This window comes from Macrococcoides goetzii (genome assembly GCF_002742385.2).
Taxonomy (GTDB): Bacteria; Bacillota; Bacilli; order Staphylococcales; family Staphylococcaceae; genus Macrococcoides; species Macrococcoides goetzii.
In genome coordinates this window covers 61975-85745 of the sequence record NZ_MJBI02000003.1, presented here as the reverse complement: position 1 = coordinate 85745, position 23771 = coordinate 61975, and the positions used below count along the sequence as shown (strand labels likewise).

Here is a 23771-nt window from a genome sequence, read left to right as displayed (position 1 = left end):
AAAGAGACATTGACATGAAATTGTCAGTGTCTCTTTGTCGTTTTAAATTGTATTATTGCGTAAAGTTATTTAATATGAAAGTATTGGATGATGGAGGTTTAACATGATAACAAGTATAGAATTGATCGAGAAGTTTGACTTAGAAATTATTGCAGGTAATGTAGCGATAGAAATTCCTATTATCAATACGAATATATCGAGACCAGGATTAGAGATGGCAGGATTCTTTTCACATTATTCTTCAGATAGAATACAGGTGCTCGGAACAACTGAAATGTCGTTCTTTGAAACATTGAGTAAAGAAGACAGAAGAGAACGTATGCAAAAACTATGTAGAAAAGAAACACCTTGTATTATTTTAACACGAGATATTGAAGCACCTGAAGAACTAGTGGATGCTTGCAATCGTAAAGGAACACCATTGTTAAGTAGTAGCGATGTTACGACAAGTTTAATCAATAAAATTTCTTCTTTCCTGGAAAGAGAGCTCGCGCCTGAAACAAGTCTTCATGGTGTTTTGGTTGATGTATACGGCGTCGGTGTACTCATTACTGGTGATTCTGGAGTAGGGAAAAGTGAAACGGCATTGGAGCTTGTTAAACGTGGACATAGATTGGTAGCTGATGACAATGTTGAAATTAAAGAAATTTCAAGAAATGTTTTAATGGGAAAAGCACCAAAACTTATTGAACATCTGCTTGAAATTCGTGGCTTAGGTATTATCAATGTTATGACACTTTTTGGAGCTGGTAGTGTTTTACCTGAAAAAAGACTGATGTTAAATGTCAATCTTGAATTCTGGGCGAAAGATAAAACGTATGACCGTGTGGGTTTAGTAGAAGAAACATTAACGATACTTGACTCTAAGATTACAAAGAAAACAGTACCGGTAAGACCTGGACGTAACTTAGCGGTGATAATTGAAGTTGCAGCGATGAATTATCGTTTGAACAAAATGGGGACTAATACTGCTAAAGATTTTAATGACAGATTGAATGCACAAATTAAAAATCAATCCTTAAAGGAGATATAATATGTTGTTAACACTTAATCCTATAGCACTAGAGCTAGGTCCGATACAAATTCGCTGGTATGGCGTCATTATAGCGGTAGGCATATTACTTGGATATTTACTCGCACAACGTGAAACAGAAAAGAAAAATTTTCCTGAAAATACGCTGATAGATATTGTGATTAGTTCAGTAATTTCCGGCATTATTTGTGCGAGAATCTATTATGTTGCATTTGAATGGTCATATTATAAAGAACATCTGTCAGAGATACCGATGATTATGAATGGTGGTATAGCGATTCATGGTGGTTTGATTGGAGCACTTGGAATGGCTTACTTTTTAACACGCAAGAAGCATGTATCATTTTTCCAGCTTGGTGATATTGCAGCACCAAGTATTATTCTTGGTCAGGCAATCGGACGCTGGGGAAATTTTATGAATCAAGAGGCTCATGGTGGGGAAGTATCAAGAAGTTTCTTAGAGCAACTTCATATACCGGAATTCATCATTAACAACATGAAGATAGACGGCATTTATTATCATCCTACTTTTCTTTATGAATCGATATGGAATTTCACCGGTTTTGTTATTTTATTATTACTCCGCAAACATTTGAAGATTGGTCAGACGTTACTTAGCTATTGGATCTGGTATTCAATCGGACGCTTTTTCATTGAAGGTATGCGCACGGACAGTTTAATGTTAACGGAACATTTAAGAATTGCTCAGATGATTTCAATTACGATTATCATTGCTGCACTTGCGATATGGATTTATCGTAATTTCAAATATCAATTACCTAAATATAAAGACGTTAATTTTCCGATGAGGAGTTCAAGTGATGCGCAAAACATCAAGCATTAGATCAAACGGAGTTAATCCTTTATGGCATATGTATCGCACAGTTTCATTTTTTAAAGTAGCCAAAAATTTTGTTGTGATAGAATGTGGCAGAATATGTCCTTCAGTTAAATTAAAACGTCATTTATATCGCATATTTCTCGGTATGAAAATCGGCAATAAAACTTCAATTGCATATAAAGCGATGCCTGACTTGATGTTTCCTGAGAGAATTACAATCGGTGATAATTCAGTAATAGGCTACAATGCTACTTTGTTAACACATGAATATTTAATCGACGAGTATCGTATAGGAAATATTGAAATCGGATCAAATGTATTAATTGGTGCCAATGCACTCATATTGCCTGGTGTAACAATTGGTGATAATGCAATCATAGGAGCGATGACACTCGTATCTAAAGATGTGCCGGCAAACTCATTTGCATATGGTAATCCAATGATCATTAAAAATAAGGTATAATTGAAGTATCGACATAAAAAGGGGTGTGATGGATGGATAACATTATAAAATTTCCTAGTAATGATGATGAATTTTATAAAATCGGCTTAAAAAAACAGAGCCAGCAATCATATGATGAAGCCATCTCATACTATATCAAATCCCTTCAAAAAGAAAACAAATGGAAAGTAAATAAAAGCTTATCAGAATGTTTACAGATGATTGGTAAGTTTGATGATGCAGAACAAACGTTAATTAAGTATTTAAGTACGGATTTTGATTGTGTAGATGTATTTTATGAACTCAGTCAACTGTTCGTAAAACGTCGCGATCCTAATAAGGCATTTTTATTTGGTATGTATTACTGTCTAAATTCAAATGATATTTCATATCTTGATGAACTACAGACATTGTTTGAAGTATATTACGAAGATCAGTCAAAGGTTGAAAGTGAAAGTGAAAGTTTTGTTGTGCACTATATCTTTCAGAATTTCTTTCAGAACTTTCATTATGAATTAGCGCTGGATTGGATTAATTATCAGCCGGTTGATATACAGGAACGTTCAGAAATACGTAATTTAAAAGCGATGACTTTACTTTTTATCGGACAATATAAGGAAAGTGGTGCAATATTAGAGCAACTATTATATGAAGATGCGACGGATATACATGCACTTTGCCATTATACGCTACTGCTATATAATACGAATCAAACAGAACAGTATGAATTATATTTAAAACGTCTTAAAAAAATTGTACCGATTAATGATGAAGAGAAGTTTAAACTAGGTATCGTGCTAAGTTTCCTGAAAAAATTTGAATCATCTCAAGATTTACTTTTACCTTTGTACAAAAAAGGTAAATTTGTGAATAGTCAAATGTTACATGCACTTAGTTTTAATAGTTTTGCTTTAGGTTATCACAGTCAGTCCGATCAATTGTGGGCAAATCTTACTGAAATGGTACAGAACCCAGGACCTAGTCCGAGGCAAATATTTGATGGCCAACAATATTTGAGTGATGAAATTTTACCGCTGCTTGAACATATCGATCGTAATCATCGTTTGATCGGCATCTTTTTAATTTCGCAGATGAATGATAAGACACTTATTATCAATCGTAAAGTATGGGATATTCTAGAAGATATGCCTGACTTCGAAAAGCTCTACCTTTCATATATCTTTCATAATATTAATCTCATAAAACTTGATTTTATCCATAAAGGATTGAAAGTGTTATTCGATGAAGTATATGATATTGCTTTATTTGATTATTGGATTGAAAAAGCTGAAGCAATTATTGATGCTAAGATGGATCTGAAAAATATCCAGGCTTACACTGCAGTATGTTACTTCTTATATATGAGGATGTCGAATGATAAAATAACTAAGCGAGAAGTTATCGAGAAATTTAATACGACGCGTTATCATTTTGTAAAAGTATATGATGCCTTTAAGCAAAATAATATTTAAAATTAATAAGTTGTTGTATATTGAACTTACGAATTGAAATAATGGAGGTAAGAAAATGACTGAAATAAAAGAATATGATGTAGTAATCGTTGGTGCAGGCCCTGCAGGAATGACTGCAGCAGTTTATGCTTCACGAGCTAATCTATCAACAATTATGATTGAACGTGGTATGCCAGGTGGACAAATGGCAAACACAGCAGATGTAGAAAACTTTCCGGGATTTGATTTAATCACTGGACCAGATTTATCTACAAAAATGTTTAATCATGCGCAAAAATTTGGTGCTGAATATGCATATGGAGATATTAAATCTGTAACATTAGACGGAGATATGAAAATTATCGATCTAGGTGAGAAACAATTAAAAGCAAAAGCACTAATCATAGCAACTGGTGCTGAATATAAAAAGATTGGTGTACCTGGTGAACAGGAATTAGGTGGCCGAGGCGTTTCATATTGTGCTGTATGTGACGGAGCATTCTTTAAACAGAAACACTTAATCGTTATAGGAGGTGGAGATTCTGCAGTTGAAGAAGGTGTATACTTAACTAAGTTTGCAGACAAAGTTACAATCGTCCATCGTAGAGATAAATTAAGAGCACAAAAAATCTTACAGGATCGTGCCTTTAAAAATGAAAAAGTTGATTTCATCTGGAATTCAACGTTAAAATCAATTAATGGAGATACTAAAGTAAGTTCTGTAACATTAATTGATAATGATGGTGTTGAATCAACTGTACCAACAGACGGTGTGTTCGTATATATCGGTATGCAACCATTAACGAAACCATTTTTAGATTTAGGTATTACTGATGAAGTAGGATACATTATTACAAACGATGAAATGGAAACAAGCATTCCTGGTATTTATGCTGCTGGAGATGTACGTGTTAAAAAATTAAGACAAATCGTTACTGCAACAGGTGATGGTAGTATTGCCGCACAAAATGCACAACACTATATTGAATCTTTAAACGACTAATGATAACCAGAAAATAGATACGCATTCGCGTGTCTATTTTTATGAATTCATGTATTATAGAAGTAATAGCTTCTTGAGGGGGATTTCAGTGAATAATGAAGAAAATTTTAAAAAATTAGTCGTTGTAACAGGAATGAGCGGCGCTGGAAAGTCTGTTGCTATTCAGTGTTTAGAAGATCTAGGTTATTTCTGTGTTGATAATTTACCACCAATTTTATTACCTAAATTTGTTGAATTGATGCAGGATAATAATCAGTCACTTTCACGTGTTGCAATTGGTGTGGACCTGCGTGGTAAAGATTTTTTTGACAATTTACGTGAAGAACTTCAAAATATAACAAATTTAACAGATATACTCGTTCAGGTATTATTTATTGAAGCAAATGATAATGTACTTGTTTCGCGTTATAAAGCGACACGTCGAACGCATCCAATTGCATCTGGTGGAACACCTTTAGAAGCAATTAATGAAGAACGTAGATTGCTAGCAGATTTAAGAGGCGTTGCAACCCATATTGTTGATTCATCAGATTTCAAGCCTAAAGAATTACGTTCAAAAGTGATTGAATTATTCGGCTCTGGAAAAGATAATATATTTTCTATCAATGTGATGAGTTTTGGTTTCAAACATGGTGTGCCGATTGATGCAGATATTGTATTTGATGTGCGTTTTTTACCAAATCCTTATTATATAGAAGCATTACGTCCTTTAACTGGAATGGATGCACGTGTTTATGATTATGTGATGAAATGGAAAGAAACTGAAATATTCTATACGAAGCTGATGGACTTATTAAAATTTGTGATTCCTGGATATATGCGTGAAGGAAAGTCACAAGTTGTGATTGCGATTGGATGTACAGGTGGACAACACCGTTCTGTAGCTTTAGCAGAACGTATTAGCAATGAACTGATTGATTTCTTTGATTTTGAATTGAATACTCGCCACAGAGATGCATTAATAGAAGGAATCATTGATGAGAAGGCTTAAAATTTGTCTGATTGGCGGTGGAACAGGATTATCCGTAATGGCGAGAGGTTTAAAGCATTATCCTGTAGAAATAACGGCAATCGTAACAGTAGCAGATGATGGTGGAAGTACTGGTAAAATTCGTGATGTCATGGATATACCCGCACCGGGAGATGTGCGTAATGTACTTGCAGCATTAAGCGATGTGGAACCGATGCTTGAGAAATTGTTTCAGTATCGTTTTAATGATGAAACTTTAGGTGGGCATCCAGTTGGAAATTTAATGCTTGCTGCAATGACAGATGTGACAAGTGATTTTGGGCATGCTGTTAAAGAGCTGAGCAAAATATTAAATGTTAAAGGTACAGTAATACCTTCTACAAATACGAGCCCTATTCTCAATGCAATTATGGAGGACGGAGAAATTGTAGTCGGAGAATCTTTAATACCTTTAAAAGATAAAAAAATTGAAAGTGTATTTTTGACACCTTCAAACATTAAACCGATGAAAGAAGCGGTAGAAGCTTTACTTGAATCTGATTTGATTGTCATGGGACCAGGTAGTCTATATACAAGTATCATCCCGAATTTAGTTTTGGATGAACTAGCTGAAGCGATTGTTAAAAGTGATGCTAAAAAACTTTATGTCTCTAATATCATGACACAACGCGGTGAAACGAATGATTATACAGTCGCTGACCATATTGAAGCGATTCATAAGCATGTTGGGCAGCCATTTATACAATTTGTTATTGCAAATGATACTAAATTTGACAATAAAATTCATGATAATTATGCTCGAAACAATTCGACTTTTGTGCATTGTGATAATGATAGAATCCGAAAAATGGGCATTGAACTGATTACTGATAACGAACTTGTTGATATCAATTTAGACGGTATTGTACGTCATAATAATGAAATCCTCGCTGATATGATATATGAACTTGCATTAAGTGAAATCAGTACAATAGAGTTTAACCAGAAAGAAGGCGAGTAATATGTCTTTTGCCTCAGAAATGAAAAATGAATTAACGCGGATTGAAACAGATATGTGCTGTAGTAAAGCAGAATTATCAGCGCTAATTCGTATGAATGGTAATTTGAGCATCCAGAACATGAAATGGGTAATCAATGTTCAGTCTGAAAATGCTGCGATCGCAAGACGAGTATATAGTTTAACGAAGAAAATCTTTGGTGTAGATATTGAATTGCTCGTTCGTAAGAAGATGAAACTTAAAAAAAATAATGTTTACATCTGTAGAATAAAAATGAAAACGAAAGAAATTCTGGACGAACTTAAAATATTAACTGATGGTGAGTTTAAACAAATTGTCGATAAGTCTTTAGTATCAGATGAATGCTGTAAACGCAGCTATTTACGCGGTGCTTTTTTGGCAGGGGGATCAGTTAATAATCCTGAGACATCTTCTTACCATCTTGAAATTTTTTCTTTATATGAAAGCCACTCACTAGGTTTAACAGCATTAATGAATGAATATGAATTAAATGCAAAAACGTTAGAACGTAAAAAAGGTTATATTTCATATTTAAAAGAAGCAGAGAAGATTTCTGAGTTTCTCAGTATCATTGGTGGCTATCAGGCGTTATTAAAGTTTGAAGATGTAAGAATTGTACGAGATATGCGTAATTCTGTTAATCGACTTGTGAATTGTGAAACTGCAAATTTAAATAAAACAATTAGTGCTGCGATGAGACAAGTAGAGAATATAAAATTAATCGATCAGGAAATCGGAATCGATGAGTTACCGGAGCGACTTAGAGAGATTGCACGTCTAAGGGTATTACATCAGGACATATCACTTAAGGAATTAGGTGAAATGGTTTCTACAGGTGTCATATCTAAATCAGGTGTGAATCATCGTCTAAGAAAATTAGATGAAATAGCAGATAAACTACGTTCAGGCGAGTCAATTGAATTGAAGAGATAAAATAAACCGGATGAGCAAAGCTGCTCATCCGGTTTCATTCGTTCTATTATTATTTCTTTAAGAATGATTTGATATTCGTTGCATTTTGGATATTATGCTGAACACCTGCAAATTTTTCTTTACCAGGACCATATGCATATACGTGAACTTCTTCACCCGTATGTACTAATGATCCCCAACCTGCATTTGCACGAACGTCCACAACTTTATTGATTGCTTTTAATGTAGCAGTTTCGTCTTTTGCTGTTGCAGCATTAACGATTGCTTGACGCTCTTCAGTAGATAAATCTTCAAATTTGATGTTATCAGTGATTAATTTTTCAATATTAGCACCGTCTTCAATTAATTTAGCTGTTAAACCTTCAGCAGTCATCTTCATATTGTTAACTACTTTTGGATGGAATTCGTATTTATCTCCAGTACCTACAGATAAACCACCAGTAGCGTGGTCAGCTAAAGCAATTACTAATGTATTACAATCTTTTTTAGCATAATTTACAGCTGATTGGTAAGCTTTATCGAAAGCTGCAATTTCACTCATCATACCAGTTAAGTCATTAGCATGACCTGACCAGTCAGGTTGAGAACCTTCTACCATTAAGAAGAAACCTTTTTTGTTTTTAGATAATTTGCTGATTGCTGTATCAGTCATTTCTTTTAAAGAAGGCTCTTCAGCTGGACGATCGATATCTTTACTCATCGCAGAAGGTGCGAATAAACCGATTAAACGACTTGATTTAGAGTTTTTCTCTTTTAACATTGCTTCACGTGTTGTAACGTATTTAAATTTAGAACGTTTTTCTAAAGTTTTTACTAAGTCTAAAGTCACTTTACCGTTTTCATCTTTTTGTTTGAAGAAATCAACACCGCCACCAAGCATTACATCAACGATTGGGCGTTTATATTTTCCTACTTTTACAGTACGAGTCATTTGTTTAGCAATGTCCATTTCATTTTTACGAGATTCATTATGCGCAGCAAATACTGCAGGTGTTGCGTGTGTTAATTCACTTGTTGCAACTAAACCAGTTGAACGACCTGCTTTTTTATAAGCTTCTAATACAGTTTCAACAGGTTTTTTGTTTTTATCAACTGAAATTGCTCCATTGTAAGTTCTTACACCTGTTGCTAATGCAGAACCAGCAGCACCTGAATCAGTGATATTTAATTTTTCATCGTCACTGATTGTTAATTGAGAACCAACTAAATATTGATCAAAGAAAATTTTGTCTAAACCAGGTGTTTTTTCATTATCTTTGTAGTAGCGATAAGCACCTAATTGTGAAATCCCCATACCATCACCAATCATTAAGATTACATTTTTAGGTGTTTTAGAACAAGTTGCTTTCTTTGCTGTCGCTGCGTCAACAGTTGGCGCATTGAAAGGAATTACTGTTGAAGCTACTGTTGTTGCGATTAAAGTTGATGCTGCAATTGACTTGAAATTAACCATGTGGATAAATCCTCCTAATATTTGATAGCTTTAATATATCAGTATAATGTAAAGGATTTATTTCTAAGCAGTAAATTTCATATTAATAAATTGTAAAGATTCCTATTTGGAACTTTTGAAGTCTTCAAATGATTTAAAAGGAGTATCTTCTATTACAAAACTGCCTTCTGTTTCATTATTTACCTGATGAATTGCTGTAAACATCAACAATTCACGTTTACTGTCGTATTGCGTTGCGCCGAATTTTTTTGCATAATTCTCATAAGCTTTATAATCTTTATCATTTTTATTTAGCGTATCTAAATATTTATAATCTTCTTCGTGCATTTCAAACTTTGGATAAAAATGTGCTGAATTATCGCTACTAACAATTTCAACATGCTTTGGATCAGCAGTAATAAAGCGACCATCCTGCAACATATACATTTTTAGATCTTTATAAGTTACTTCAGAAATAGCCGTAAATTCATGATTTTCACCTGCAGGTATCGTTGGAATTCCGTGCCCTGTATCTTCTGAATAGATGATTGTTTCATTATCTTTAACTTTAATCACTTTACTAATTGTTTTTGATTCTACACCTTTTACTGGATATTTTTTAGTTTTTCCAGGACTTAATTTTTCAACGGAACCAAACACTTTTTTAGCTTGTTCCTTTGTATAAGGTATAACGTTTTTATTTGCTGAATTGCTAGACTTATCTTTATTTGATTTTGTATCAGTAGTACTTTCTGTAGACGTTTCTTTTTTATCTTGAGAGGAATGATCTGCATTACATGCAGTTAACAAAAGTGTAGTAGATAAGAATAATGTAGATAGAGATTTCATTTTAAAACTCCTTCTGATTTAAGTATAAAAAATATATCCAGACACAATTTGTGCCTGGATATTCTTTAAATAAGTTGACTATTTGAAGAATTTGAAGATGCGTTTCGCGTTATCTGTATTATCCATGCTACCTCGCCATTGTTCACTACCTGGTCCATATCCGTAGATGTATACGTCTTCACCAGTGTGTCCGCCAGTTGTCCAACCAGTAAAACTTCTTTTGTTTACAGGTTTTTCGATAGCGTCTTCAATCTTAACAGCTTCTTTAGAAGCTACTGCATCTTTAATAGCTTGGATTTCTTCAGCTTCTAATTCGAAACCGATATTGTCTTTAATGATAGCATCGATGTCAGCGCCATCTTTCATCATTTGAGCACGTAAATATTCAGGTGTATGTTTCATCTTTTTGATTGGATCTACGAAGAAGTTATATTCTCCACCTTGACCCATTGATAAACCACCAGTAGAGTGGTCAGCTGTTGCGATAACTAATGTATTACAGTCAGTTTTAGCGTATTTAATTGCTTCCTGGAATGCAGCATCGAAATCTTGCATTTCACTCATTGCACCAGTGATATCATTTGCATGACCAGCCCAGTCAATTTGAGAACCTTCTACCATTAAGAAGAATCCTTTTTTGTTAGAACCTAATTTTTTAAGTGCTGTATTTGTCATATCTTTTAATGATGGCATATTTTTATCACGGTCGATCATTTTTGGCATGCCACCAGGAGAGAATAAACCGATAACTTTCTTTTGCTTAGAGTTACTTGAAACTTTCTTTAACCATTTTTTGTTTGATACAAATTTGTATCCATCTTTTTGGAATTCTTTAATTAAGTTACGATCTTCACGTTCGAAATAATCTCTTCCGCCGCCTAAGATAACATCAACTTTGTGTTGTTTGTTAATCATTTCATCAAAGTAGTCATCAGCGATTGCAGCCATGTTTTTACGAGACTCATCATGCGCACCAAATGCAGCTGGAGTAGCATGTGTTACTTCACTTGTTGCAACTAAACCAGTTGATTTACCTTTTGCTTTAGCTTGCTCTAATACTGTTTTAACTTCTTTCTTATTTACGTCTACTGCGATTGCACTATTGTAAGTTTTAACACCAGCACTCATTGCTGTTGCAGCAGAAGCAGAATCCGTAATATTTTGATGTTCATCATCTGCAATTGTAGTTTGAGCACCTAATAAATAGTCATCGAATGAAATTCTGTCTAACTTCTTAGTAGCAGCATTGTCACGCATATATCTATGAGCAGCAACGAAAGATGGACCCATACCGTCTCCAATCATAAAGATAACGTTTTTAGGTGTTGAACTTGGCTTACATACTTTTGTTGCAGCCTTTGCAGTGTGTGATGCATTAGTTACTGGTAGTGAAGTTACTAATAAACCAGCAGTTAAAGTTGTAGCTAATACTTTGTTGATTTTCTTCATGATAATCCTCCAAAAAGTAAATAGTTTTTTAATGCAATCTAAATTTATCAAAACTTTGTAAATAAATGAGTGTGATTGTGTAAAAGTTTTGTAAATTACTTTGTCTAAATAGTAACTACTCCTAATAGGATTAATTACTATTAGGAATAGTTACTATTTAAGGTGCTCTTCTTAACTTGTTTATTATTGTAATATAATAAAAAGAATGGAAGAGAAATGAGAAAAGCACTTAGACATACAAATGTCTAAGTGCTTAGTATAAATAATTTATTCAGTTAATAATCTGTACCTATATTCTGATTATTTCTTCTCATCAATAGGGTGCATAACTTCATCAATTAATCCATATTCTTTAGCTTCATCAGCAGATAAGAAATTATCACGATCAGTATCTTTTTCAATTTTTTCAACAGGTTGACCTGTACGTTCAGAAAGAATACGATTAAGTTTTTCACGTGTTTTTAAAATATGACGTGCTGCAATTTCAATTTCAGTTGCTTGACCTTGTGCACCGCCTAAAGGTTGATGAATCATTACTTCTGCATTAGGTAACGCAAAGCGTTTTCCTTTTGCACCTGCTGCTAATAAGAATGAACCCATTGATGCAGCCATACCAATACAAATCGTTTGAACATCTGGTTTAATATGTTGCATCGTATCATAGATTGCCATACCAGCAGTGACACTGCCACCTGGTGAATTGATGTACAGGTAGATGTCTTTCTCAGCGTCCTGTGCTTGTAAGAATAATAACTGAGAAATAATTGAATTTGCTACATTATCATCGATAGCAGATCCTAGCATAATGATTCTATCTTTAAGTAAGCGAGAATAAATGTCATAAGCACGCTCACCTCTGTTAGTTGATTCGATAACTGTTGGAATTAAATTCATAATTTATTGCCTCCTTGTTTACTGTTAAAGATAATATACACTATAACGTCAAATATAGTCAAAGATTTGAAACTGTATTATAAAATTTTTATTTTACTTGTTATTCATTATAATAGTAGATATTACATATTGATAGTGAAGTGCTATGAGGTTTATTAATATACAAATAATAAATAATAAACATTAAATAATAAACATTAAATAACAATAAAATATACTTAATAAAATAAAAAGGTAGGTCATTATGGAACATATTATTTTTTATACACAACCAAACTGTGGTTTATGTAATGATGCAAAGTTCCAGATTTCATTTGCTCAGGAAGATATAGATATTAAAGTAACTGAGGTTAATATCCAGCAAGATGATAAGCTTAATGAATTATATTGTTTAAGTGTTCCGGTGTTGATTGATAAAGACACTGGTGTAACTATACAGGAAGGTAATGTCGATTTTGTAACAATTATTGATTATTTTCAAAGTAAATATGAATAAATTAAAATAATATAAAATGTAAACGTTTTTAAGTTTTCTAATTACTTGCAAAACTTTTTTAGTCTTGTTATTATTGCATTGTAACGTTAGTTAGTTTTCGACCCATGTGGGTCGTATTTAGTCCAACTAATTGTTATCGATTAAAGGAGGAGTCATATGAATCATTTATTAAAGGTTCAACAATTACTGATTCCCGATTTAATTGAAAAGATGTATCGCCGTTATTTAATCTTAGATACGATTCATCTTCATCAGCCGATTGGTCGTAGATCTTTAAGTGATATTCTTTTGATTACTGAAAGAGTACTACGAACTGAGATTGATTTATTGAAAGTACAAGGTTTAGTTAATATTTCATCTAAAGGTATGACAATTACTGATGAAGGGATAGACTTACTTGCAGATCTTCAATCTTTAATGGAAGGTTATGCAGCATTAGAAAGTTTATCTCAACAAATCAAACAATATTATGGTTTAGAAGAAGTGATTGTAGTGAATGGTAATGTAGATACTGATGAAGTTGTTAAGAAGAGACTTGGTGAAGCAGCTAGTAATGTTTTACAAAGATTAGTGATTAACGATGATATCGTATCTGTAACTGGTGGTTCAACGATGCTCAGCGTAGCGAATCAGTTAAAACCGCTCAATAAACGCGTTATCTTCACACCTGCTCGAGGTGGATTAGGTGAGGACTTGTCTTTTCAAGCGAATGCAATTGTTCAGCAAATGGCTGAACACGGGAAATGTCAATTTGAAGTGTTATATGTACCTGACCAGGTAAGTGAAGAAGCATATAATACACTTGTCAATGAACCATCTGTAAAGCGTGTACTCGATCATATTAAAAATGCAAAAATTTTAATTCATGGTATCGGTGATGCAATGAAGATGGCAAAGCGTAGACATTCATCAAGTAATGATTTCGAAATTTTAAAACAAAAGAATGCTGTTGCAGAAGCATTCGGTTATTACTTTGATGCAGCTGGTGAAGTCGTCCATAAAGTCAGAACGGTCGGTATTCAACTAGAAGATTTAAATGAATCTATGAAAATTATCGCAGTTGCAGGTGGAAGTACTAAACAATATGCTATTGAAGCATATTTAAATGTTGCACCCAAACATACGATTTTAATCATTGATTCAACTGTTGCACATTGGCTGGTGAAACAAATTAAACAACATACTTTACCAGTTACATAATTTAAGTTATATGCGTAATATTTTTGTTTTAATGACTTTTATGGTTATAATTGAATTATGTTGTATAACGTAAAATAATTAGTGATAGTATACAAATTGTGTATTTGATCAATGTTTTAAAAGAATTGGATTCACTTAGGGTTATCCCCTAATAAAATATATATGATATATAAAGGAGGCCATTACTCATGGCAGTAAAAGTAGCAATTAACGGATTTGGTAGAATCGGACGTTTAGCATTTAGAAGATTACAAGAAGTAGAAGGTATTGATGTGGTTGCAGTTAACGATTTAACTGATGACAAAATGTTAGCACATCTTTTAAAATATGATACAACTCAAGGTCGTTTTAAAGAAGAGGTTGAAGTTATCGAAGGTGGTTTCCGCGTTAATGGTCGCGAAATCAAATCATTCGAAAATCCTAACCCAGCTGAATTACCATGGGGAGATCTTGGTATTGATGTAGTGTTAGAATGTACTGGTTTCTTCACAGATAAAGAAAAAGCTCAAGCGCATATCGAAGCAGGCGCTAAAAAAGTATTAATCTCTGCACCTGCTAAAGGCGACTTAAAAACTGTAGTATATAACGTTAACCACGACGTATTAGATGGTTCTGAAGAGATCGTTTCTGGTGCTTCATGTACTACAAACTGTTTAGCACCTATGGCTAAAGTATTAAACGATGAATTTGGTATCATTGAAGGTTTAATGATGACAGTTCACGCATTTACTGGAGACCAAAACACATTAGATGCACCACACGCAAAAGGTGACTTCCGTCGTGCACGTGCAGCAGCAAACAACATCGTACCTAACTCAACAGGTGCTGCTAAAGCAATCGGTTTAGTAATTCCAGAATTAAAAGGTAAATTAGATGGTTCAGCACAACGTGTTCCAGTTCCAACTGGTTCAGTAACTGAGTTAACTACAATCTTAGAAAAAGAAGTTTCAGTTGAAGAAGTAAACGCTGCAATGAAAGCTGCTTCTAACGAATCATTCGGTTACACTGAAGATGAAATCGTATCATCTGATATTATCGGTATTACTTATGGATCATTATTCGATGCAACACAAACACGTGTAATGACTGTTGGTGAACACCAAATGGTTAAAACAGTAGCTTGGTACGATAACGAAATGAGTTACACTGCTCAATTAGTACGTACTTTAGAATTCTTAGCTGAACAAGCACAATCTAAATAATAATTTATTCACGCGTAAGCGGGGGAAGATTTCGCTTCTCCTGCTTATTTTATTATTAGGAGTTCATTGTTATAATTAACATCGTACACACTAATATTTTATAGGAGGCCACAAAGATGGTTAAAAAAATTGTTTCAGATTTAGACTTAAAAGATAAAAAGGTTTTAGTACGAGCAGATTTTAACGTACCTATGAAAGATGGTGCGATTACTAATGATAATCGTATCGTAGAAGCATTACCTACTATTAAATATATTATTGAACAAGGTGGTAAGGTTATTTTATTCTCTCATTTAGGTAAAGTGAAAGCAGAAGAGGATAAAGCGAAGTTATCATTACAACCTGTAGCAACACGTTTAACTGAACTATTAGGGAAAGATGTTAAATTTGTAGCTGAAACACGTGGAGAAGCATTAGAATCAGCAATCGATGCATTAGCTGCTGGAGATGTTTTATTATTTGAAAACACTCGTTTTGAAGATGTAGATGGTAAGAAAGAAAGTAAAAACGATCCTGAATTAGGTAAGTACTGGGCTTCTTTAGGAGATGTGTTTGTAAATGATGCTTTTGGTACAGCTCATCGTGAGCATGCATCAAACGTAGGAGTAGCTACACATATAGAAACTGCTGCTGGATTCCTGATGGAGAAAGAAATTAAATTCATCGGTGGCGTAGTAGAAAATCCTGAGCGCCCATTTGTAGCAATTTTAGGTGGCGCGAAAGTCTCTGACAAAATTGGCGTTATCGAAAACTTATTAAAAGTAGCTGATAAAGTATTGATCGGTGGAGGTATGGCTTATACTTTCTTAAAAGCTCAAGGTAAAGAAATCGGTCAATCATTATTAGAAGAAGATAAAATTGAATTAGCGAATGATTTATTAGCACGAGGAGAAGGTAAGATTGTATTACCAGTTGATGCAGTTGTAACGAAAGAATTCTCAAATGATGGAGAAATTTCAACTGTTTCAGTTGATGAAATTCCTCAAGATTTACAATCGTTAGATATTGGACCAGCTACGATTGAATTATTCAAAAAAGAATTAGAAGGCGCTAAAACAGTTGTATGGAATGGACCAATGGGTGTATTTGAAATGAGCAACTTCGCGAAAGGTACAATCGGTGTTTGTGAAGCGATTGCACATTTAGAAGGTGCAACTACAATTATCGGTGGTGGAGATTCTGCTGCAGCTGCAATGGATCTTGGATTTGCAGATAAATTTACACATATTTCAACAGGTGGCGGAGCGTCATTAGAATATTTAGAAGGTAAAGAACTACCTGGTATTAAATCAATCTCTGAAAAATAAAAAGGTGGCTATTAAAATGAGAAAACCAATTATCGCAGGAAACTGGAAAATGAACAAAACAGTTAAAGAAGCAAAAGATTTTGTCGCTAATTTACCTGCTTTACCAAGCACGGATAGCGTTGATGCAGTTATTTGTGCACCAGCAATTCAATTAGATGCATTAGTAAGTGCTAACGTTGAAGGTTTAAATATCGGCGCACAAAACTGTTATTTTGAAGATAATGGTGCATATACTGGAGAAACTTCACCTGCTGCACTAAAAGACTTAGGTGTTAAGTATGTTGTATTAGGACATTCTGAACGTCGTGAGTACTTTGGAGAAACAGATGAAGATGTAAACAAAAAGGCATTAGCAGTTTTTAAACACGGTATGACGCCAATTATCTGCTGTGGTGAAACAGATGAAGAACGTGAATCAGGTCAATTTGAAGCTCGTGTTGGTTCTCAAGTTTCTAACGCATTAAAAGGATTTACTGAAGAACAAGTTAAATCTGCTGTCATTGCTTATGAACCAATCTGGGCAATCGGAACTGGAAAATCAGCTACAAGTGAAGATGCTGAGTCATCTTGTAAATTCGTTCGTTCTGTTGTTGAAAAAGACTTCAATACAGAAGTAGCACAAGCTGTACGTATTCAATATGGTGGTTCAGTAAAACCTGAAAACATTAAAGAATACATGGCAAATGAAAATATTGATGGTGCGTTAGTAGGCGGAGCGTCATTAGAAGTAGATTCATTCGTAAAATTGTTAGAAGGTGCTAAGTAATGAAAAGCCCAACTGCTTTAATCATATTAGATGGCTTTGCTTGCCGTGAAGAGAGTTTCGGTAATGCAGTAGCACAAGCAAATAAACCTAATTTTGATCGTTACTATAACAAATATCCACACGAGCAATTAATGGCTTGTGGACTTGATGTAGGATTACCAGAAGGACAAATGGGTAACTCAGAAGTTGGCCATTTAAACATTGGTGCCGGCCGTATTGTGTATCAATCATTAACACGTATCAATAAATCAATCCAAGATGGTGATTTCTTTACAAATGAAGTGTTACTAGATGCCATGAAACATGTGAAAGAACATGATTCAGCATTACACTTAATGGGATTATTATCTGACGGTGGTGTACACAGTCATTACAAACATCTGTTTGCATTATTAAAACTTGCAAAAGAACAAGGTGTTGAAAAAGTTTATGTTCATGCATTTTTAGATGGTCGTGATGTTGGTCAGCAAACAGCATTACAATTCATTGAGGAAACTGAACGTCAATTTAAAGAAATTGGTGTTGGACAATTTGCATCTGTTTCAGGTCGTTATTATGCGATGGATAGAGATAAGCGTTGGGATCGTGAACAGTTAGCATATGATGCGATGACATATGGTAAAGGTGTCGAATACAAAACAGCTAAAGCTGGTGTTGAAGCAAGTTATGCTGAAGGTGTTAACGATGAGTTCGTAGTACCATTCGTAGTAAAAGACGAAGAAGTTGGTTCAGAAAATACAGGTGTTAATGATGGAGATGCAATGATTTTCTTCAACTTCAGACCTGACCGTGCAGCACAATTATCAGAAGTCTACACGAATGAGGAATTTGATGGTTTTAAAATGGATAAGCGATTAATCGGCATCAAATTTGTAACATTTACTAAGTATAATGATCAAGTGAAAGCTGATGTTGTGTTTGTTAAAGAAGATTTAGTCAATACAATTGGTGAAGTTGCAAGTAAAAATGGCTTAAAACAATTACGTATTGCAGAAACTGAAAAGTATCCACACGTGACATATTTCATGAGTGGTGGACGTAATGAAGCGTTTGATGGAGAACGACGTGTATTAATTGACTCACCAAAAGTTGCAACATATGATTTGAAACCTGAAATGAGTGCATACGAAGTACGAGATGCATTGCTTGCAGAACTTAATAAAGGTGATTTGGATTTAGTTTTATTAAACTTTGCCAATCCTGATATGGTAGGTCACTCAGGCATGCTTGAACCTACAATTAAAGCGATAGAAGCAGTCGATGAATGTTTAGGAGCTGTTGTCGATAAGATTCTTGAAATGGGAGGCACTGCAATTATTACAGCTGACCATGGGAACTCAGATGAAGTATTAACGATCGACGGTACTCCTATGACTGCACATACGACTAATCCGGTACCAGTGATCGTAACACGTGCAGGTGTTACACTGCGTAGTGGTGGTCGTTTAGCTGATTTAGCACCTACATTAATTGATTTATTAGGTGTTGAAAAGCCTGTTGAAATGACTGGTGAATCATTAATTCAAAAGTAATTCACACTTGGATTAAAAGTATTACTAAAATTAATTTAATTAATTGATTATTCCTGACAAATCGGGAATAATAAAATAGAAAATAAAACAAACAAAGGAGTTTTACACATGCCAATTATTACAGATGTTTATGCACGCGAAGTATTAGATTCAAGAGGTAATCCTACAATTGAAGTTGAAGTATTTACAGAAAGCGGTGCTTTAGGTCGTGCATTAGTACCTTCTGGTGCTTCTACTGGTGAACATGAAGCTGTTGAATTACGCGATGGTGATAAAGACCGTTACATGGGTAAAGGTGTATTAAAAGCTGTTGAGAACGTTAATGAAATTATCGCTCCAGAAATCATCGAAGGTGATTTTTCAGTTTTAGACCAAGTATCAATCGACAAAATGATGATCGCTTTAGACGGTACAGAAAACAAAGGTAAATTAGGTGCAAATGCTATTTTAGGTGTTTCAATCGCTGTAGCGCGCGCAGCTGCTGAATACTTAGGTATGCCTTTATACAAATACTTAGGTGGATTTAACGGTACACAATTACCAGTTCCTATGATGAACATCGTTAACGGTGGTTCTCACTCTGACGCACCTATCGCATTCCAGGAGTTTATGGTATTACCAGTTGGCGCACCTAACTTTAAAGAAGCTTTACGTTGGGGCGCTGAAATCTTCCATAACTTAGCGAAGATCTTAAAATCTCGTGGATTAGTAACTGCAGTAGGTGACGAAGGTGGATTCGCTCCAACATTCGAAGGTACTGAAGATGCAGTTGAAACGATTTTAGAAGCAATTAAAGCAGCAGGTCTTGAACCAGGTAAAGATGTATTCTTAGGTTTCGACTGTGCTTCTTCTGAATTCTATGAAAACGGTACTTATGATTATGCTAAGTTCGAAGGTGAAGGCGGTGCGAAACGTACTTCTGCTGAACAAGTTGACTACTTAGAAGAGTTAGTAAATAAATATCCAATCATCTCAATCGAAGATGGTATGGATGAAAACGACTGGGACGGCTGGAAAGCTTTAACTGAACGTTTAGGAGATAAAGTTCAATTAGTAGGTGACGACTTATTCGTTACGAACACTAAAATTTTAGAGCGTGGAATCAACGAAGGTGTTGGTAACTCAATCTTAATTAAAGTTAATCAAATTGGTACTTTAACTGAAACATTTGAAGCTATCGAAATGGCTCAAAAAGCTGGTTACACTGCAGTTGTTTCTCACCGTTCTGGTGAAACTGAAGATACTACGATTGCTGATATCGCAGTTGCTACAAATGCAGGTCAAATCAAAACTGGTTCATTATCACGTACAGACCGTATTGCGAAATACAACCAACTATTACGTATTGAAGATGAATTATTTGAAACTGCTAAATTTGAAGGATTAAACTCTTTCTACAACATCAGTAAATAATAACTTTATAGTCTATACATCGAAAAGGAACGTGACGACGTTCCTTTTCTTTATGTTTCTTTTTACAAGTGAATATGTTAATATAATATGAGTTATTAGAAATTGAGGAGGACCATCAATGAATACTTTACTTACAGTATTACTAATTATTGATTGTCTTGTATTGATCACTGTTGTGTTATTACAAGAAGGTAAGAGCAATGGCTTATCAGGAGCAATTAGTGGTGGAGCTGAACAATTATTCGGAAAACAAAAACAACGTGGTGTTGATTTAATTTTAAATAGAATTACTATTGTTGCGTCTGTTTTACTTTTCTTAATTACAATTGCAATCGGTTATTTTGGTATTTAATAAGGGGTCCGGACACATTGTTCGGGCTTTTTTATTTTTATTTTGTGCTTAAAACACATACAATAAATATATAAGGAGATATTTTTGATGAAAATGAAAATTCAATTACCTAAACCATTCTTTTTTGAAGAAGGACCAAGAGCAGTGTTGTTATTACATGGCTTTACTGGAAACTCTTCTGATGTGCGTCAATTAGGACGTTTTTTACAGAAACAAGGGTATACATGTTATGCACCGCATTATGAAGGACACGGTGTACCTCCAGAGGAGCTGCTACAGTCTAGTCCACATGTTTGGTGGAGTCAGGTTATAGAAGCTTATGATTTCTTGAAATCAAAAGGATATGATGAAATAGCAGTAGCTGGTGTATCACTGGGAGGGGTATTTAGTTTAAAATTGAGTCAATATCGAGATGTAATGGGTGTTGGGACGATGTGTTCACCGATGCATATAAAGACGACAGGTAATATGTTTGATGGTGTACTTGCATATGCACGTGAATTTAAAAAGCGTGAAGGAAAGACGACTGAACAAATCGAGAGCGAGATGTCAGCCTTTCATCCAACATCAATGCTTGAAGAATTACAGACGACATTAGCTGAAATAAGACCAACTTTAGATAATGTATATGCGCCTTTATTCGTTGCACAAGGACGTTTAGATACAATGATAGATATTGATTCAGCGAATATTATATATAATGAATCTGAAAGTGAAGAAAAAGAGTTACATTGGTATGAGAAAAGCGGTCATGTTGTTACAATAGATATTGAGAAAGAACAATTGTTTAATGACTTTTTAGCATTTTTAGAAAAGCTTGAATGGTCAAATTAAAAAGGAGGCAATATATATGCATCTATTTGAAGAAGAAGTTATTGCATATTTACAATCATTAAAAGGGAATGCAATTACGGTAGAAGATATAGAAAAACATCTTGGTTTAAAAGATGCAGATGCCTTTACTGGACTTGTAAAAACTTTAGTAGCGCTTGAGCAGTCAGGTAAGATCAATCGCACTAAAAATGATAAATACTATATACCGGGTAGTCCGGGAGACTTAGTACAAGGTACTCTAAGTCAGCACAAAAAAGGATTCGCTTTCGTTCGTCCGGAAAATGAGGCGATAGAAGATGTATTTATTCCACCGAATAAAATAAACAGAGCGATGGATGGCGATACAGTATTAGTGAGTGTGTCAAAAGCAAGTGATGGGCGTAACGAAGGTGAAGTTAAAGCAATACAGAAACGTGCGATAACGCAAGTTGTCGGAACCTATACTGAAGCGAGACATTTTGGGTTTGTGCTTCCGGATGATAAACGTATTACACAAGATATCTTTATTCCTAAAGGTAAAAATCTGGGTGCTGTAGAAGGACATAAAGTATTAGTGGAATTGACACAATATGCTGATGGTACGAACAATCCTGAAGGTATGGTTAAAGCAATCCTGGGACATAAAAATGATCCTGGTGTAGATATATTATCCATTATCTATACACATGGTATTAATATTGATTTCAATCCTGCAACTATTGAAGAAGCTAACAATGTGCCGGATGAAATTGAACCACACGATTATAAAGATCGTGTAGATTTACGTGACGTATTAACCATTACAATTGACGGTGCAGATGCCAAAGATTTAGATGATGCAATTAGTGTAGAAAAGTTAGAAAATGGCAATTATAAATTAATCGTTTCAATTGCTGACGTCAGTCACTATGTTACTGAAGGATCAATGTTAGATCAGGATGCATTCGAACGTGGGACAAGTGTCTATTTAGTCGACCGCGTAATTCCTATGATTCCGCATCGATTAAGTAATGGAATCTGTTCCTTAAATCCTAAAGTTGACCGATTGACGTTAAGTTGTGAAATGGAGATTGATCATACAGGACGTGTTGTAAATCATAAAATTTATCAAAGTGTCATTCATTCTGATGAAAGAATGACGTATGATGCTGTCAATCAAATTTTAGAGGATAATGATGAAATCTTAATACATGAGTATCAACATATTCATGAAATGTTGATACACGCAAAAGAATTAGCTGATATATTAAAACAAATGCGTGTAAAACGTGGAGAAATTGATTTCGACCTTAAAGAAGCTAAGATTTTAGTAGATGAAGTAGGTGTGCCTAAAGAAGTTGTTATTCGCGAACGCGGATTAGGTGAACGATTAATTGAATCATTTATGTTAATGGCCAATGAAACCGTAGCCGAACACTTTGCAAAATTAAAAGTACCATTTATTTATCGAGTTCATGAAGAGCCGAAAGCAGACAGATTAAAGCGATTCTTTGAATTCATTACAAATTTCGGTTTAATCGTTAAAGGTGGTACTGAAAATATTCATCCGAAAACGCTTCAGAATATTGGTGAAGAAATTAAGGATAAACCTGAGGAATTAGTTATCTCTACACTTATGTTACGTTCAATGCAGCAAGCGAAATACTCTGAACAGAATTTAGGACATTTTGGACTTTCTGCTGAATACTATACACACTTTACATCACCAATCAGACGTTATCCGGATTTAATTGTGCATAGATTAATCCGCAAATACTTAATCGAACATTCAATGAATGAAGAACAAAAAGCATTATGGGAAGACAAGCTAGTTGATATAAGTGAACATACTTCTAAACGTGAACGCCGTGCAATTGACGCAGAACGAGATACAGATGATCTGAAAAAAGCAGAATATATGATTCAGCATTTAGGTGAAGAGTTTGAGGGTATTATTAGCTCTGTTGCTAACTTCGGTATGTTTGTAGAACTTGAGAATACAATCGAAGGCATGGTACATAACTCTAATATGACAGATGATTATTACCACTTTGATGAACGCCATATGGCGATGATTGGTGAACGTCATGGTAAAGTGTTTAAAATCGGTCAAAAAGTAAAAGTAAAAGTCGTGAACGTAAATGTTGATGAACGCATGATTGATTTTGCGATAGTCGGTATGGACATGGCTAAAATTGAAAGTAAAATACGTGAAGTTAAGATTAAAGCTGAACGTAAAAGTGGTGGTAACAATAATAACCAAAAACCACGTAAAAAAGGTCGTGGAAAAGCGGCTGGCGAAAAGTTCAGTAAAGCAGCGAAGAAGAATGGTGGAAAGAAACCATTCTATAAATCAAAAGCAGTGAAAAATGCAGGTAGAGGTAAAAAGAAATAG

Annotated in this window: 22 protein-coding genes; 18 read left to right on the top strand and 4 right to left on the bottom strand. The window is 34.5% G+C overall.

The window, feature by feature from the left end; genetic code table 11:
* Positions 1-103 precede the first annotated feature (103 nt).
* The 8 genes from hprK to whiA are packed head-to-tail and all read left to right on the top strand — an operon-like array spanning position 104 to position 7692.
* Positions 104-1033 carry an HPr(Ser) kinase/phosphatase gene (hprK, locus tag BFS35_RS08375; protein WP_099580349.1) on the top strand — a complete coding sequence of 310 codons (930 nt, stop codon included), beginning with the start codon at positions 104-106 and terminating at the stop codon, positions 1031-1033.
* A gap of 4 nt (positions 1034-1037) precedes the next feature.
* Positions 1038-1877, top strand: a complete 840-nt coding sequence (gene lgt / locus BFS35_RS08370) for a prolipoprotein diacylglyceryl transferase (RefSeq protein ID WP_099580499.1) — start codon at positions 1038-1040, stop codon at positions 1875-1877.
* Positions 1855-2337 carry an acyltransferase gene (locus BFS35_RS08365; RefSeq protein ID WP_099580351.1) on the top strand — a complete coding sequence of 161 codons (483 nt, stop codon included), beginning with the start codon at positions 1855-1857 and terminating at the stop codon, positions 2335-2337. Before lgt ends, BFS35_RS08365 begins: the two co-directional genes overlap by 23 nt.
* Positions 2338-2369: 32 nt before the next feature.
* Positions 2370-3788 carry a tetratricopeptide repeat protein gene (locus tag BFS35_RS08360; protein WP_099580353.1) on the top strand — a complete coding sequence of 473 codons (1419 nt, stop codon included), beginning with the start codon at positions 2370-2372 and terminating at the stop codon, positions 3786-3788.
* A 55-nt stretch (positions 3789-3843) separates the two neighbouring features.
* Positions 3844-4770 (top strand): thioredoxin-disulfide reductase, encoded by a 927-nt coding sequence (trxB, locus tag BFS35_RS08355; RefSeq protein WP_099580355.1) that lies wholly within the window; start codon positions 3844-3846, stop codon positions 4768-4770.
* 49 nt (positions 4771-4819) lie between these two features.
* The gene (gene rapZ, locus BFS35_RS08350) at positions 4820-5761 is read left to right on the top strand and encodes an RNase adapter RapZ (RefSeq protein ID WP_099580357.1); all 942 of its coding nucleotides are present in this window, start codon (positions 4820-4822) and stop codon (positions 5759-5761) included.
* Positions 5748-6740: a gluconeogenesis factor YvcK family protein gene (locus BFS35_RS08345; protein ID WP_099580359.1), complete on the top strand. Its 993-nt coding sequence runs from the start codon at positions 5748-5750 to the stop codon at positions 6738-6740. The genes rapZ and BFS35_RS08345 overlap by 14 nt, the downstream gene beginning before the upstream one ends.
* Before the next feature lies 1 nt (position 6741).
* Positions 6742-7692 (top strand): DNA-binding protein WhiA, encoded by a 951-nt coding sequence (whiA, locus tag BFS35_RS08340; protein WP_099580361.1) that lies wholly within the window; start codon positions 6742-6744, stop codon positions 7690-7692.
* Between the two features lie 49 nt (positions 7693-7741).
* Here whiA and BFS35_RS08335 read toward each other — a convergent pair whose 3' ends face one another.
* The 4 genes from BFS35_RS08335 to clpP all read right to left on the bottom strand — a co-directional run bounded on the left by BFS35_RS08335 (position 7742) and on the right by clpP (position 12316).
* A complete protein-coding gene (locus tag BFS35_RS08335; protein ID WP_099580362.1) occupies positions 7742-9145 on the bottom strand; it encodes an alkaline phosphatase in 1404 nt (467 codons plus the stop codon).
* Positions 9146-9247: 102 nt separating this feature from the next.
* On the bottom strand, positions 9248-9973 hold the full coding sequence (locus BFS35_RS08330; protein WP_099580364.1) for a hypothetical protein: 726 nt from the start codon (positions 9971-9973) through the stop codon (positions 9248-9250).
* Positions 9974-10051: 78 nt separating this feature from the next.
* On the bottom strand, positions 10052-11422 hold the full coding sequence (locus tag BFS35_RS08325; RefSeq protein WP_099580366.1) for an alkaline phosphatase: 1371 nt from the start codon (positions 11420-11422) through the stop codon (positions 10052-10054).
* 300 nt (positions 11423-11722) lie between these two features.
* Positions 11723-12316 carry an ATP-dependent Clp endopeptidase proteolytic subunit ClpP gene (gene clpP, locus BFS35_RS08320; RefSeq protein ID WP_099580368.1) on the bottom strand — a complete coding sequence of 198 codons (594 nt, stop codon included), beginning with the start codon at positions 12314-12316 and terminating at the stop codon, positions 11723-11725.
* 244 nt (positions 12317-12560) lie between these two features.
* Between clpP and BFS35_RS08315 the strand changes: the two genes are divergently transcribed.
* From BFS35_RS08315 to rnr, 10 genes are all read left to right on the top strand, one after another.
* Positions 12561-12812 carry a glutaredoxin family protein gene (locus BFS35_RS08315; protein ID WP_099580370.1) on the top strand — a complete coding sequence of 84 codons (252 nt, stop codon included), beginning with the start codon at positions 12561-12563 and terminating at the stop codon, positions 12810-12812.
* A gap of 156 nt (positions 12813-12968) precedes the next feature.
* Positions 12969-14012: a sugar-binding transcriptional regulator gene (locus tag BFS35_RS08310; protein WP_099580372.1), complete on the top strand. Its 1044-nt coding sequence runs from the start codon at positions 12969-12971 to the stop codon at positions 14010-14012.
* Between the two features lie 188 nt (positions 14013-14200).
* Complete coding sequence (gene gap / locus BFS35_RS08305) at positions 14201-15214, top strand: type I glyceraldehyde-3-phosphate dehydrogenase (protein ID WP_099580374.1); 1014 nt, start codon at positions 14201-14203, stop codon at positions 15212-15214.
* 116 nt (positions 15215-15330) lie between these two features.
* Positions 15331-16521, top strand: a complete 1191-nt coding sequence (locus BFS35_RS08300) for a phosphoglycerate kinase (RefSeq protein ID WP_099580376.1) — start codon at positions 15331-15333, stop codon at positions 16519-16521.
* Positions 16522-16537: 16 nt separating this feature from the next.
* The gene (gene tpiA, locus BFS35_RS08295) at positions 16538-17287 is read left to right on the top strand and encodes a triose-phosphate isomerase (protein ID WP_099580378.1); all 750 of its coding nucleotides are present in this window, start codon (positions 16538-16540) and stop codon (positions 17285-17287) included.
* Positions 17287-18819, top strand: a complete 1533-nt coding sequence (gpmI, locus tag BFS35_RS08290; RefSeq protein WP_099580380.1) for a 2,3-bisphosphoglycerate-independent phosphoglycerate mutase — start codon at positions 17287-17289, stop codon at positions 18817-18819. The genes tpiA and gpmI overlap by 1 nt, the downstream gene beginning before the upstream one ends.
* A gap of 108 nt (positions 18820-18927) precedes the next feature.
* On the top strand, positions 18928-20232 hold the full coding sequence (gene eno / locus BFS35_RS08285; protein ID WP_096077072.1) for a surface-displayed alpha-enolase: 1305 nt from the start codon (positions 18928-18930) through the stop codon (positions 20230-20232).
* A gap of 118 nt (positions 20233-20350) precedes the next feature.
* The gene (secG, locus tag BFS35_RS08280) at positions 20351-20584 is read left to right on the top strand and encodes a preprotein translocase subunit SecG (RefSeq protein WP_096077071.1); all 234 of its coding nucleotides are present in this window, start codon (positions 20351-20353) and stop codon (positions 20582-20584) included.
* A 93-nt stretch (positions 20585-20677) separates the two neighbouring features.
* The gene (locus BFS35_RS08275; protein ID WP_099580500.1) at positions 20678-21418 is read left to right on the top strand and encodes an alpha/beta hydrolase; all 741 of its coding nucleotides are present in this window, start codon (positions 20678-20680) and stop codon (positions 21416-21418) included.
* Between the two features lie 16 nt (positions 21419-21434).
* A complete protein-coding gene (gene rnr, locus BFS35_RS08270) occupies positions 21435-23771 on the top strand; it encodes a ribonuclease R (RefSeq protein WP_099580382.1) in 2337 nt (778 codons plus the stop codon).